At 57.4% G+C, this 12,843-nt stretch carries 12 protein-coding genes; 7 read left to right on the plus strand and 5 right to left on the minus strand.

Annotated elements, in window-relative coordinates; translation table 11 throughout:
* Nucleotides 1–13: 13 nt before the first annotated feature.
* Genes Q0775_RS12375 through Q0775_RS12405 form a run of 7 tightly spaced genes read left to right on the plus strand, consistent with a single transcriptional unit; the run spans nt 14 to nt 6,372 of the window.
* Nucleotides 14–1,063 (plus strand): hypothetical protein, encoded by a 1,050-nt coding sequence (locus Q0775_RS12375; RefSeq protein ID WP_298861136.1) that lies wholly within the window; start codon nt 14–16, stop codon nt 1,061–1,063.
* Complete coding sequence (gene scpA, locus Q0775_RS12380; protein WP_298861140.1) at nt 999–3,155, plus strand: methylmalonyl-CoA mutase; 2,157 nt, start codon at nt 999–1,001, stop codon at nt 3,153–3,155. Before Q0775_RS12375 ends, scpA begins: the two co-directional genes overlap by 65 nt.
* Complete coding sequence (locus tag Q0775_RS12385; protein WP_298861144.1) at nt 3,152–3,766, plus strand: VOC family protein; 615 nt, start codon at nt 3,152–3,154, stop codon at nt 3,764–3,766. The genes scpA and Q0775_RS12385 overlap by 4 nt, the downstream gene beginning before the upstream one ends.
* On the plus strand, nt 3,760–4,242 hold the full coding sequence (locus Q0775_RS12390; protein ID WP_298861147.1) for a GNAT family N-acetyltransferase: 483 nt from the start codon (nt 3,760–3,762) through the stop codon (nt 4,240–4,242). Before Q0775_RS12385 ends, Q0775_RS12390 begins: the two co-directional genes overlap by 7 nt.
* A 31-nt stretch (nt 4,243–4,273) precedes the next feature.
* A complete protein-coding gene (locus Q0775_RS12395) occupies nt 4,274–4,954 on the plus strand; it encodes a molecular chaperone DjiA (protein ID WP_298861149.1) in 681 nt (226 codons plus the stop codon).
* Nucleotides 4,954–5,979: an endonuclease/exonuclease/phosphatase family protein gene (locus Q0775_RS12400; RefSeq protein ID WP_298861151.1), complete on the plus strand. Its 1,026-nt coding sequence runs from the start codon at nt 4,954–4,956 to the stop codon at nt 5,977–5,979. The genes Q0775_RS12395 and Q0775_RS12400 overlap by 1 nt, the downstream gene beginning before the upstream one ends.
* A 36-nt stretch (nt 5,980–6,015) precedes the next feature.
* Complete coding sequence (locus Q0775_RS12405) at nt 6,016–6,372, plus strand: hypothetical protein (RefSeq protein ID WP_298861154.1); 357 nt, start codon at nt 6,016–6,018, stop codon at nt 6,370–6,372.
* Here the strand turns inward: Q0775_RS12405 and Q0775_RS12410 are convergent.
* The 5 genes from Q0775_RS12410 to Q0775_RS12430 form a co-directional block, all read right to left on the minus strand.
* Complete coding sequence (locus tag Q0775_RS12410; RefSeq protein WP_298861157.1) at nt 6,369–7,937, minus strand: Ppx/GppA family phosphatase; 1,569 nt, start codon at nt 7,935–7,937, stop codon at nt 6,369–6,371. The genes Q0775_RS12405 and Q0775_RS12410 overlap by 4 nt on opposite strands.
* A gap of 93 nt (nt 7,938–8,030) precedes the next feature.
* On the minus strand, nt 8,031–10,205 hold the full coding sequence (locus Q0775_RS12415; protein WP_298861161.1) for an RNA degradosome polyphosphate kinase: 2,175 nt from the start codon (nt 10,203–10,205) through the stop codon (nt 8,031–8,033).
* Nucleotides 10,206–10,259: 54 nt separating this feature from the next.
* Complete coding sequence (locus Q0775_RS12420; RefSeq protein ID WP_298861164.1) at nt 10,260–10,940, minus strand: DnaA/Hda family protein; 681 nt, start codon at nt 10,938–10,940, stop codon at nt 10,260–10,262.
* Nucleotide 10,941: 1 nt separating this feature from the next.
* A complete protein-coding gene (locus Q0775_RS12425) occupies nt 10,942–12,027 on the minus strand; it encodes an AI-2E family transporter (protein ID WP_298861166.1) in 1,086 nt (361 codons plus the stop codon).
* 87 nt (nt 12,028–12,114) lie between these two features.
* On the minus strand, nt 12,115–12,627 hold the full coding sequence (locus tag Q0775_RS12430; RefSeq protein ID WP_298861800.1) for a fasciclin domain-containing protein: 513 nt from the start codon (nt 12,625–12,627) through the stop codon (nt 12,115–12,117).
* Nucleotides 12,628–12,843: the final 216 nt, after the last annotated feature.

The following is a 12,843-nucleotide window of genomic DNA, read 5'->3' on the forward strand; positions in this document are numbered from 1 at the left end:
GGGGTTTTGCCACATGACTGTTGCAGTTTCCCTTCCCGGGCCGCCGCGCGTGGCCCCTTGGCGCAAAGGCATTGTTAGGTTTATGGATATCATCCTTCACGTGGGTGCGCATCGCACCGCCTCCACCAGTTTTCAGCATTATTTGCGGGGCAACCGCGCGGATCTTATGGCCGAAGGGACTGCTCTCTGGGAGCCGAACATGCTGCGCAAGGGTTTGTTTGATGGGTTGTTCGCCGCGCCGCGTATGATGAATGGTCGTAACCTCCAACGCCGTGCCATGGGCCGTGTGCGACTGCACGCCGCACAGGCGAAACGGGCAGGGGCCAAGCGCCTTTTGGTGAGTGAGGAAAACATGATCGGCGCACCGCGCGCTTGCCTGCGGGCCGCCACGCTTTTCCCCGCCATAGGCGAGCGCATGGCGCGGCTTGATGCGGCGTTTGAGGGGCGGATTACCCGTGTCGTCATGTGTATCCGTGCGCAAGATTTGTGGTGGTCCTCCGTTGCGGCCTACGGTGTGGGCAGGGGCCATTCTCTGCCTGATGCATCACGTATTGCAGCACTGGCCTCTTCATCGCGCACATGGCGCGACGTGATCACCGACTTGTCCTGTGCTTTGCCTGAGACAGAGATTAACGTGATGCCGTTTGAGCAATTTGCGGGCCAGGCGGACAAGATACTTGAAGTGGCCACTGGCCATGCAGCCCCCCAACCCCACGCCAAAAGCTGGCTCAACCGCTCTCCCGATGTTGCGATGTTGCGCGACAAGATGGCACAGAATGGCGTTCCTGTTGACGCGCTCCCTGCGCATCTGGTGACAGGTGAGGGGCGTTGGAACCCGTTTACCCCCGAGCAGGGTGCCGCCCTGCGCGAGGCTTACGCCGATGATATGATGTGGCTCGCCGCCGGTGCGGACGGGCTTGCAACACTGACAGAGGATCGCACCCGTACAAGAGCAGGGCTCACCCTGCCAACGGGCGCACTTACAAAAGGACAATCCCATGACCGATACACCGAACACAGCTTCCAAGGGCGCCAACAAGGGCGACTGGCGCAAACTGGCTGAGGGAGAGCTGCGTGGCCGCTCGCTTGAGGATCTGACGTGGAAGACGCTTGAGGGGATTGACGTCTCCCCGCTCTACACTGCCGAAGATCTTGACGGTGTAAGCCATCTTGGCGGTATCCCTGGTGAGGCGCCCTATACGCGCGGCGTAAAGGCGACGATGTACGCAGGTCGTCCGTGGACGATCCGGCAATATGCGGGTTTCTCCACGGCTGAAGAGTCCAACGCCTTCTACCGCCGCGCCCTTGCGGCAGGCCAACAGGGTGTTTCTGTCGCCTTTGATCTGGCAACGCACCGTGGCTATGACAGCGACCATCCCCGCGTTGAGGGCGATGTGGGCAAGGCTGGTGTGGCGATTGATTCCGTCGAGGATATGAAAATCCTTTTCGATGGTATCCCACTCGATAAGGTAAGCGTTTCCATGACGATGAATGGCGCGGTTATCCCGATCCTCGCCAGTTTCATCGTCGCAGGCGAAGAGCAAGGACACTCCCGCGCCGTCCTGTCGGGAACCATCCAGAACGACATTCTCAAAGAATTTATGGTGCGCAACACCTATATTTACCCACCAGAGCCTTCGATGAAGATCATCGCGGATATTATTGAATACACGGCAAACGAGATGCCAAAATTCAACTCCATCTCGATCTCAGGCTATCACATGCAAGAGGCGGGCGCGAACCTTGTACAAGAGCTGGCCTTCACACTTGCTGACGGGCGCGAGTATGTGCGCACGGCGATTGCTGCCGGTATGGACGTAGATAAATTCGCCCCGCGCCTGAGCTTCTTCTTCTGCATTGGCATGAACTTCTTTATGGAGGCCGCAAAACTGCGCGCTGCCCGATTGCTTTGGTCCCGCATCATGGCGGAGTTCGAGCCGAAAAATCCGAAGTCCTCCATGCTGCGCACCCATTGCCAGACCTCTGGTGTCAGTCTGCAAGAGCAAGACCCCTATAACAACGTGATCCGTACGGCATATGAGGCGATGTCAGCGGTCCTCGGCGGCACGCAGTCTCTGCACACCAACGCTCTGGACGAGGCAATTGCTCTTCCGACCGAGAATTCCAGCCGCATTGCACGCAACACCCAGTTGATCCTCCAAGAAGAGACTGGTGTGACCAATGTCGTCGATCCGCTTGCAGGCTCTTACTATGTCGAAAAGCTGACCCACGATATGGCCGAGACGGCATGGAAGCTGATCGAGGAAGTCGAGGAAATGGGCGGCATGACCAAGGCTGTGGCCACTGGCATGCCCAAGCTGCGCATTGAAGAAGCTGCCGCCCAGCGTCAGGCAGGCCAAGACCGCGGTACGGATGTGATCGTCGGCGTAAACAAGTACCGCCGCGAAACAGAAGACGCGATCGACATAATGGATGTGGACAACGTTGCAGTGCGCGACAGCCAGATCAAGCGCCTCAAGTCTATCCGGGCGTCCCGCGATGATGGCGCTGTTGAACATGCGTTATTCGAGCTGACCCGCCGCGCCAAAGAGGGCGGCAACCTGCTGGAAGCCGCCATTGAAGCTGCGCGCGCCCGTGCCACCGTAGGAGAGATCAGCATGGCCATGGAAGAAGAATTTGGCCGCCACCGCGCGGAAGTCAAAACCCTCGCAGGGGTTTACGGAGCCGCTTATGAAGGCGACGAAGGCTTTGCCGCGATTCAGAAGTCGGTTGAAGATTTTGCCGAAGATGAGGGCCGCCGCCCCCGTATGCTGGTTGTTAAAATGGGGCAGGACGGTCACGACCGTGGTGCCAAAGTTATCGCAACTGCCTTTGCAGATATCGGTTTCGACGTGGACGTAGGTCCGCTTTTCCAAACGCCAACTGAAGCTGCGCAAGACGCCGTTGACAACGATGTGCATGTCATTGGCATCAGCTCTCAAGCGGCGGGTCACAAGACCCTCGCGCCGCAGCTTGTCAAAGCTCTCAAAGATGCAGGTGCCGAGGATATTCTGGTCATCTGTGGTGGCGTTATCCCGCAGCAGGACTACCAGTTCCTCTATGATGCTGGCGTGAAAGCAATCTTTGGTCCGGGCACCAACATCCCGAATGCCGCACAGGATATCTTGAAGCTGATACGCGCTGCACGGGCATGATCACTTTTGACCATATCGCTGTCGCGGGAGGGACACTCGCGGCGGCAACTGCCCATGTAGAGGCCGCGCTTGGTGTACCGCTGCAAAAGGGTGGCGAGCATGCGATTTTCCACACCCACAACACACTCTTGGGATTGGAGGACGGTCTTTATCTGGAAGCGATTGCGATCAACCCCGATGCGCCCAAACCTGATAGGTCACGATGGTTTGATCTGGATAATTTTGCAGGCGGGCCACGCCTGACCAACTGGATTTGTCGTTGTGACGATCTGGATGCGACGCTGGGGCAACTCCCCGATGGCTTTGGCATGCCCGTCGATCTGCAACGCGGCGATCTGCATTGGCGCATGGCAGTCCCGCAAAGCGGCATGCTGCCCTATGATAATTGCGCCCCTGCGTTGATACAGTGGATCGGCGATGCCCATCCTGCACCGCGCTTGACCCAGCAAGGATGCGCACTGACGTCTCTGGAGGTGCATCACCCGCAGGCCATGGCTTTGGGTGCACTCCTTGCCCCGCTTCTTGCAGACAAGCGCATTATCTTCAGTGTGGGAGAGGCGAAACTGAAAACGACATTCACAACACCGCAAGGCACGGCCAAATTGTGCTGATCCGCGCGGCCACGGCAAACGATCTCTTGCAGATCAAAGCGCTGTGGAACGCAATGATCCGCGACACAACCGCGACATTTATGAGCGTGCAAAAGAGCGACGAGGATTTGGCCGCGTTGTTCGCTGTCCGCAGGGATGCGTTTCTCGTTGCTGAGCTTGGCGGCATCTGCGCAGGGTTTATCACATGGGGACCTTTCCGTGCAGGCGATGGCTACGTCCACACGGCAGAACACAGTATCATCACCCAAACCCACGGCAAAGGCATAGGTCGCACTTTGCTAAAGGAGGCAATGTCCCAAGCCTACGTGCAAGGCATCCACGTCATGGTTGCCGCGATCGGTGGCGAAAATACTGCTGCAGTTACATTTCATGAGCGATTGGGGTTTGCAAAAACTGGCCATTTACCACAGGTAGGGCACAAAATGGGACGCTGGCATGATCTGATCTTGATGAGCAGAACCCTTACGGCCCCCTGACATTTCATCGTCCACAGGGTAAGGTAACCTCATGTCAATCTGGACCCGCATTTCCGAAGCCCTCTCTGCTCTCGCCTCTGGCGAGGGGCTATCGGCTGTCTTTGACCGCCTGCGCACAGCGCCCCAACGTTCCGTCGCTTTTACGATTGCGGTGGTGGCACTTGGTGCCAAAATGGCAAAAGCAGACGGGCAGGTCACCCGCGACGAAGTCACTGCCTTTCGCGAAGTGTTCCAGATCGCCGATACAGACGCAGCAGGTGCTGCCAAGGTTTTTAACCTTGCCCGGACTGATGTCGCAGGATTTGATGACTATGCCCGCCGTATCAAAAACATGTTTGGCGATGATGCCTCTATCCTGTGCGATCTGATGGAGGGGCTGTTTCACATCGCCATGGCTGACGGCATCTATCACCCGAACGAAAATGCGTTTCTCGAAGAAGTTGCCGATATCTTTGCTCTGCCAGAAGGGGCATTCGAGACCATGCGCGCGCGCTTTGTTCCCAACAGCTCGCCGCTGCCGCATACCGTGCTGGGCATTGCGCAGAACGCCAGCCGTGAGGAGGCGCGCGCCGCGTGGCGCAAGCTTGTGCGCGCAAATCATCCTGATGCGCTGATCGCACGCGGTCTGCCCGAAGAAGCCGTGAAACTTGCCGAAAAGCGGATGATTGATATCAATCGCGCTTGGGAGACACTGTCGGGCAAGGCCGCCTGATGCGCATTGCAACATATAATGTGGAGTGGTTCGCCAATCTCTTTGACAACGATGACAGGTTGCGTGTGGATGAGGGGTGGTCTGGCCGCCGCGACGTTACCCGCGCCCAACAGATTGCAGCAGTGGGACGAGTGTTTCAGGCCATTGATGCAGACGCCGTGATGGTGATTGAAGCCCCTGATACTGGCCGAAAAAGCAGCACTGTTACTGCGCTCGAAAACTTTGCCTCTGCATTCGATTTACGGGCACGAACGGCGGTTATGGGGTTCAGCAATAACACCCAACAGGAAATTGCCCTGCTCTTTGACCCGGATACCCTCACGGCACAGCATGATCCCCAAGGGGCCGAAACAGGACCAGATGGCGCCACAGGTGCGCCGCGTTTTGATGGCATTTTGCGCATCGATCTTGATATTGATGCCACTGAAGATAAGGTCGTGTTCTCCAAACCGCCACTGGAGCTGGCTCTGAAAACAGGCTCTGGTTTTGACTTTCGCATGATCGGTGCACATCTCAAATCTAAGGCTCCATACGGTGCTCGCGACGATGCACACGCCATGCAGATATCGATTGCCAACCGTCGCAAGCAACTGGCCCAAGCGGTCTGGCTACGCGCACGCATTGACGAAAGCATCGAGACCGGCACACCATTGATGCTGATGGGCGATCTCAACGACGGCCCCGGTTTGGATGTGTTCGAGGATCTGTTTGGCCGCTCCTCGGTCGAGGTGATCCTTGGCGCAGAGGGTTCGCATCCGCTCTTTGATCCGCATGCTGCGCGTGCATTGGGTCAGCGGATTGGCGCGATGCCTACCACATCGCGTTTTTGGATTCGTGAAGAGGACAGGTTTTTACAAGCGCTCCTCGACTACATCATGGTTTGCCCCATGCTTCGCGCGAGAAACCCGCGTTGGCGTATTTGGCACCCGCTGGATGACCCGATCTGTTGGACTGATCCCACGCTGCGCGATGCCCTTGTTACCGCTTCCGATCACTTTCCCGTCACGCTTGATATCGAGCTGTAGTTTGGAATTTTCGCCGATACCTCCTATATTAAAATTATGAAACAGATCATTGCCGTCCCGCTTGTCACTTTGATGCTCGCCTCACCGCTTATGGCGCAGGAGGACGGGCCGACGCTGATGGAGCGTGGTGCGCAGCTTTTCTTTGAAGGGTTGATGAAGGAGATGGCCCCCGCCATAGACGAGATGGCCAAGTTGATGGAAGAGGCAGGCCCCGCCTTGCAGGATTTCGTAAGCGAAATGGGGCCCAAACTCTTGAGCATGCTGCAAGAAGTCGAGGACTGGAGCGTCTATGAAGCGCCAGAAGTCCAACCTAATGGCGACATCATCATTCGGCGCAAGCCCGATGTGCCAAAGCTGACACCAGAAGAGCAGATGCCCCAGATCGAGCTTTAACGCTTTGCGGTGGTCACAATCGCTTGTGCCTCCAGCGATGAGGCGAGCGAGTTGAACCGCGCTTCTGCCACTTCCCCAAACAGCGGCATCATCTCTGGGCTCAGCCGCAAATGCAGTTCTTTTTTCTTCGGATACCAGCGCATCTCGCCAAGCTCTGCCACCTTATCCATCCACAGCATCGCGCCAAAACGCATGGCCTTGCCCAGAATTTCTGCTTCGGCGCGGGTTTGTGCATCTACCATTTCGAACAGATCGCCAAACCGTGCATTCTCGCTTTTGTTGGAATAGCGATGCATGAGGGCCAACCCCATGAAAATCCGCTCGGAGTGTTTTAACCCACCAAGGTTTGCCCGCGTGGCATTGTCAAAACAGACTTCAGCGCGGTAATCGGGATGCGCGCGCCAACTGACATCATGCAGCAAACACGCGGCTTTGATCAGTCGCTTGCGCGGCTCGGAGGCTGATTTATAAAGTGGTAGAATGAAGTTATAGAGCATGCGGCCAAAACCGGGGGAGCGCGCATCTTTATCTTCGGCAAAGCGGCAAGCCTCGATCAGAGGATCTCGATCGCGCAGGCGTTGCGGCATCTGCTCATAGAGCATCCCTTCGCGGATGCCATAGCTTGAGATCGCAATATCCTTTGGCTTGAAGGTCTTGACCAGTCGGCTCAGCACTTCGCAAGCATAGGGTACCAGTGACGCCCGTGCGGAAGAGACCCCCGCAAGCGTACGCAACTCCTCAATGTCATTGGTGCGGATATATTCAACTGTGTCGCGCACCGATTGACGTGTCATCCGGTATTCATGCAGCACGTGCAGCGGATATCCGCGGCGGATCATATCAATTCGTGCAATCGCTCGCCATGAGCCACCCACAAGGAACATGCGGTCGCGCTGATCGCCCATCTTCTCGGCGAGGGCCTGCATTACTTCTTTGATGTGGGCATTGCGTGCTTTGGCACCGCCTTTGATATCGCGCAGCTTGAGTGGTCCAAGCGATGATGTCACCCGCTTGCCCACGCGTCCGCCCGAAATCTCCGCCAGTTCCAGCGAGGAACCCCCGATATCACACACCAGACCGTAGGCACCGGGCCAGCCAAGCAGGACACCTTGCGCCGACAGTCGCGCCTCTTCCTCACCATCGATGACCCAAATTTTCAGGCCCGTCTCTGCGCGGACCTCCTCGCAGAACTCGCGCCCGTCAGAGGCATCGCGCACCGCTGCCGTGGCCACTACGGTCATTTCAGACAAGCCCATCCCCTCGGCCAGTTTTGAAAACCGCCGCATAGCGGACAGGGCACGCACGCGGCCCTCAGGCGAAAGATGCCCCGTATCGGCCATGCCTGAACCCAAGGCGCACATAATCTTTTCGTTATAAAAATACGCAGGGCTTCGCGCGGCCCCATCAAACACCACCATCCGAACAGAGTTGGAGCCGACATCAACCACACCAACGCGCCGCAGCGCCCGCGCACCAGGGTCTTGGAACAAAGGTTTGCCGAAAAGTCCCAGATCGGCCACGCCGGTTTCAGGAACGGGAGGGGTCGTGGGGATCAGATCAGTCATGCGCACTCCGGCAGGTGAGGCGGAAATTTCGGGAAGGGTGGCCCATACCCCGCCCCGCGTCAATCACTAACCAAAGGGGAACCGACGCGCGCGTCAGTCTTCGGTATGGGTGAGCTTTGGCACATCCGACGCGCCTGCCGTTCCACGGCCCGACAGCGATGGATTTTCCATGAAAAAGCGGTGGCAGCTAAAGGCAAATTGCCCTTCAGGCAGGGGTGGACGGGTAAAGCTGCCGTCAGGCGCCATAACCCAGCTTTGCGCAATATCAGCAAGGTTCGCCGCCATAATCTGGCTCGTGATCTGGGCCTTTACGGTGGCGTTCTCGATCTCGACCAACGTCTCGACACGGCGGTTAAGGTTGCGGCCCATCCAGTCAGCGGATGACATAAACACCCGCGCCTTTTTGTGCGGCAGGCCGTAGCCATTGCCGAAACACACGATTCGGCTGTGTTCAAGGAAACGGCCCACAATAGATTTAACGCGAATGTTCTCGGACAATCCTCGCACACCGGGGCGCAAGGCACAAATGCCGCGCACCACAAGGCTGATCTGTACGCCTGCGTTGGAGGCGGCATAAAGCGCATCAATCACCTCGTCATCCACAAGGCTGTTCATTTTGGCCCAGATGACTGCTGGCTTGCCTGCGTTGGCATGCTCGGCCTCTGCCGCAATCATCGCCAGCAGGCGCGGTTTGAGTGTGGTCGGCGAAATGGCAAGGTTATCCAGATGCGCAGGCTGTGCGTATCCCGACAGGTAATTGAAGACCTTTGTCGCATCGCGCCCCAGCTTTTGATCGGAGGTAAAGAGCGACAGGTCGGTATAAATTCGCGCCGTAATGGGGTGATAATTGCCCGTGCCGTAATGGGTATAGGTGACTAACTCGTCCCCCTCACGGCGCACCACTGTCGATATTTTGGCGTGCGTCTTGAGGTCGATGAAGCCATAAACCACATGCGCACCAGCACGCTCCAGCCGCCGCGACTGGCGGATGTTTGCAGCTTCGTCAAAACGGGCTTTCAACTCGACCAGTGCAGTGACGGATTTGCCGTCTTCCGCCGCTTCGCACAGCGCCTCGACAATCGGGCTGTCACGCGACGTGCGGTAGAGTGTCTGTTTGATCGCCACTACATTCGGATCGCGCGCGGCCTGCTGCAAGAACCGCACCACCATATCGAATGTCTCGTAAGGGTGGTGCAAAAGCATGTCTTTCGAGCGCATGGTTTTGAACATGTCGCCGTCATGGTCGCTGACCCGCTCCGGGATACGCGGGATGAATTGGGGCCACAGCAGATCAGGGCGATCTTCGCTCACCAGCTGTGACAGATCATCGATACCGATCATGCCGTCAATCTCGATCACGTCCTGCGGCTTCGCCCCCAACTCGTCCATTATCGTGGCAAGCAGTTTGGGCGGCGCCCCCGCCGAATGGGTCATCCGCACGACTTCGCCGCGCCGGCGACGTTTCAGCGCTACTTCGAATTCGCGCACAAGGTCTTCGGCTTCGTCCTCTACTTCCAAATCACTATCGCGCAACACGCGAAATTCAAAATGCGCCTTGAGTTTATAACCTGGAAACAGGTCAGGAATTTTCAGCACCAGCAACTCTTCGAGCGGCAGGAAGCGCCTGCGCCCGTCTGGTGCAGGAAGGGTCACAAAACGGTCGATTTGCGCAGGGATCGGCAGCAGAGCTTGCAGCGGCTTTTTATCACTTACTCGCTCCAACTGCACCGCGAGGGCAAAGCCGGTATTGGGCAGAAAAGGGAAGGGATGCGCGGGGTCAATTGCGAGCGGCGACAGAACCGCAAACACTTTGTTGAGGAACACATCATCAAGTGCCTTGAGGTCGTCTTTGCTCAGGTCTTGTGGCCCTTCCAGCATGATGTTCTGATCATCAAGTTCGCGCAGCAAATCCACCAGCACCGATTGCTGGCGCATCATCAGGGCGCGGGCATTCTGGTTGATCAGCACCAGTTGTTCGGCAGGGGTCAGGCCATCGGCGGCGGGGGTGGTATTGCCTGCCTGCGCCAACTCACGCAGACCTGCGACCCGCACGGTATAGAACTCATCCAGATTATCCGCCGAGATCGACAAAAATCGCAACCGCTCCAAGAGCGGCACGCGGGGGTTCTCGGCCTCCTCGACCACACGCCAGTTAAAGCCGAGCCAGCTCAACTCACGGTTCTGGAACCGCCCCGGACCTGTCAGGTCCAGATCAGGAAGATCAACAGGAGGATCAAAAGGTGCAGTCAGGAAGTCGGCATCAGACATGGACGTAGCTATCCCAAAGAAATGTAACAGCAATAAGACGGGGTTGTCCGACTATCACCCGCCTTGGGGGAGATTGTCCAGCACTTGCCCCGCCAACGCACGTGTGATCGGGCGTTTGAGCACAAGACTTTGATGATCAAGGGCTGCCACTATCCGGTTTGCCTCTGCAAATGAGCGGTCCATCCGCTTGAGCAGGTAAGGGATCACATCAGGCGGTGGCATTAACTGGCGATCTGCCAATAGCTTGACCAAAACCGCCGCCAGAAGCGCATCGTCAGGCGCATCAATCGTGGTTTCCATCGCCCCTTGCAGGCGACTTACCAGATCGGGCAGCTGCAAGCCCCAATGACCCACCGTGCCTGTTCCGGTGAGCAACAGCGTATGCCCCTCGGCCAGCACCATATTATGGAGGTGAAACAATGCAGTTTGCGCTTCTGCATCCCCTGAAATCTGCGGAATGTCCTCAATCGCTACACTGCTTTTTGCAAGCGTCGGCACGTCCTCGCTGCGCAAATCCTGCGCAGCGATTATTTTTGCATCCGCCGCTTGCGCCCAGACATGGGTGAGGTGGGTTTTACCTGCGCCGACAGGGCCGCTCAGCACCATCTTGGCACCTGACCAGTTGCGCCAGTTCTCGATCATGGCCACGGCCATCGCATTCGAGGGGGCGATCAGAAAATCATCTCGTCCCCGCGCGGTCCGCACCGGCAGATCAAATCCCAGCTGGACGGCCATGTTACTCGGACTTTTCGGTGAATGTCGTGTGCGGCTGCTCTGTCCCACGGTACAGCAGGCTGTCCTGATATTGCCCCACACCAAAGCGTGCAATCACCCCAAGTGCGGCCGCAACAGGCACGGCTACCAGCATCCCGACAAAGCCGAAGAGCGTGCCAAAAACCGACAGCGATAGGATCAACCAGACAGGATGCAGACCAACGGAATTCCCCACAAGCTTGGGCGTCAGCACATTGCCCTCGATCACCTGACCGATCACAAAAATACCTGCCACAAGGCCGATCGACACCCAATCGCCCCAGAACTGGAACAAGGCCAACCCAAGCGCCAAGGCACCGCCAATAAGCGCACCGAGATAGGGGATGAACGTGACCAGCCCCGCGATGAACCCGACGACCAGCCCGAACTGTAAGCCCACCAGCATCAGCGCAATAGCATAATAGGTTCCGAGGATGAGGCAAACTGTACCCATCCCGCGAATGAACGAGGCCAGTGTCTTGTCGATATCGCGGGCAAGGCGGCGAATTACAGGGGCATGATCGCGCGGCAACAGCCCGTCCACATGCGCAATCATGCGGTCCCAATCAAGCAGCATATAAACCGCCACCACAGGCACGATCACAAACAGCATGATGATGTTGATGATGCCGGCGGCAGAGCTGAGCGCCGTATTTAAAAGCTCACCACCGCGCTCCTTTACCACTGTCCCCAGCGAATTAATCGAGCTTTGCAGCGTCGAGCCTTCTTCAAGCAGTGAAGGGAAACGCTCGGTCACCCAAAGGCTGAGGCGCTTGGTTAGATCGGGTGCAATCTCGAACAGATTGACCGCTTGGGACACCAGCGTCGGAATGACCAAAAGCGCCATGATGACAAATACCAAGAGCGCTACAACAGTAATCACCGCCGTGGACATGGCCCGCGTCAAGCCCAGCCGCTCTAGGCGGTCGGCCACGGGATCGAGGAAATATGCAATTGCACTGCCCAGCACGAAGGGCAGCAATACATCCCCCATAAACCATAATATCACCATTATAGCGGCTGCGGCGACGCCCCAATATTTCATCTGGTCTTTGATCGGCAGTGCCATAGCGTGCGCTCCTGAAGGTTGCATGACACATCGCCCATGACGCCTATGTTTTCAAGGGGCCAGCAGAGCTGCGGACCTGAAAAGGCCCTACCTACTGGGGCAGGGCCTTGGATTCTTCGCTAGGGCGCGCAGTTTATGGCAGGCAGGGCGTGTGCCGTGCAGCAGCACTTTGTCGATGACATGGATCACGCCATTGTCCGCTTTGATGTTCGCGACAACAACTGTGGCCATCTCGCCCGTGCCGTCCGCAATGTTTACGCCATCGGCATTTTTGGTGATGCACAACCGCTCGGCCGTGTTGATCCGCTTGAAGTAGGTAGAGCCTGTGGGGATCGCCTCGGCGGGCAGATTGCGGTCGTCCCCATGATAGAGCAGGATATCGATCAGCTGGCCCTTGTTCTCGGGCATGAGCAATGTCTCGACCGTGCCTTCGGGCAGGGCGGCGAAGGCATCATTGAGCGGGGCATAGACGGTGAAAGGTCCGGCACCTTGCAGTGTCTCGGCCAGACCTGCTGCGGGGACTGCCGCGACCAGCGTCGAGAACCGCGCATCGGCAGAGGCAATCTCGACAATGTTGTCGGCATTGGCGGTTGTCGCCATGCCAAGGGTGGTCGCAAAGGCGGCGGCGGTACATATCTGTTTAATCATCGGGTCATCCATTATCGCTGGGTAACATGCAGCTGTGCATGTCCCAAACGCGACGCACAGGGTGGATCAAAGGTTCAGGCCTGTTCCATGTCTTCTTGTTGTTTTGCTTTTGGATCTACGCGCTTTGGGGCGGTTTTTCGCTTGTCTGGACAGTGTACCTTGGCCCAC

It is taken from the genome of uncultured Sulfitobacter sp. (assembly GCF_947499945.1).
Lineage (GTDB): Bacteria > Pseudomonadota > Alphaproteobacteria > Rhodobacterales > Rhodobacteraceae > Sulfitobacter.

What these genes read in the sequence shown, in the direction of transcription:
- Q0775_RS12375 (WP_298861136.1), top strand. Translation starts at nt 14, where the DNA reads ATGACTGTTGCAGTTTCCCTTCCCGGGCCGCCGCGCGTGGCCCCTTGG.
- scpA (WP_298861140.1), top strand. Translation starts at nt 999, where the DNA reads ATGACCGATACACCGAACACAGCTTCCAAGGGCGCCAACAAGGGCGAC.
- Q0775_RS12385 (WP_298861144.1), top strand. Translation starts at nt 3,152, where the DNA reads ATGATCACTTTTGACCATATCGCTGTCGCGGGAGGGACACTCGCGGCG.
- Q0775_RS12395 (WP_298861149.1), top strand. Translation starts at nt 4,274, where the DNA reads ATGTCAATCTGGACCCGCATTTCCGAAGCCCTCTCTGCTCTCGCCTCT.
- Q0775_RS12400 (WP_298861151.1), top strand. Translation starts at nt 4,954, where the DNA reads ATGCGCATTGCAACATATAATGTGGAGTGGTTCGCCAATCTCTTTGAC.
- Q0775_RS12405 (WP_298861154.1), top strand. Translation starts at nt 6,016, where the DNA reads ATGAAACAGATCATTGCCGTCCCGCTTGTCACTTTGATGCTCGCCTCA.
- Q0775_RS12410 (WP_298861157.1), bottom strand. Translation starts at nt 7,937, where the DNA reads ATGACTGATCTGATCCCCACGACCCCTCCCGTTCCTGAAACCGGCGTG.
- Q0775_RS12415 (WP_298861161.1), bottom strand. Translation starts at nt 10,205, where the DNA reads ATGTCTGATGCCGACTTCCTGACTGCACCTTTTGATCCTCCTGTTGAT.
- Q0775_RS12420 (WP_298861164.1), bottom strand. Translation starts at nt 10,940, where the DNA reads ATGGCCGTCCAGCTGGGATTTGATCTGCCGGTGCGGACCGCGCGGGGA.
- Q0775_RS12425 (WP_298861166.1), bottom strand. Translation starts at nt 12,027, where the DNA reads ATGGCACTGCCGATCAAAGACCAGATGAAATATTGGGGCGTCGCCGCA.
- Q0775_RS12430 (WP_298861800.1), bottom strand. Translation starts at nt 12,627, where the DNA reads ATGGCGACAACCGCCAATGCCGACAACATTGTCGAGATTGCCTCTGCC.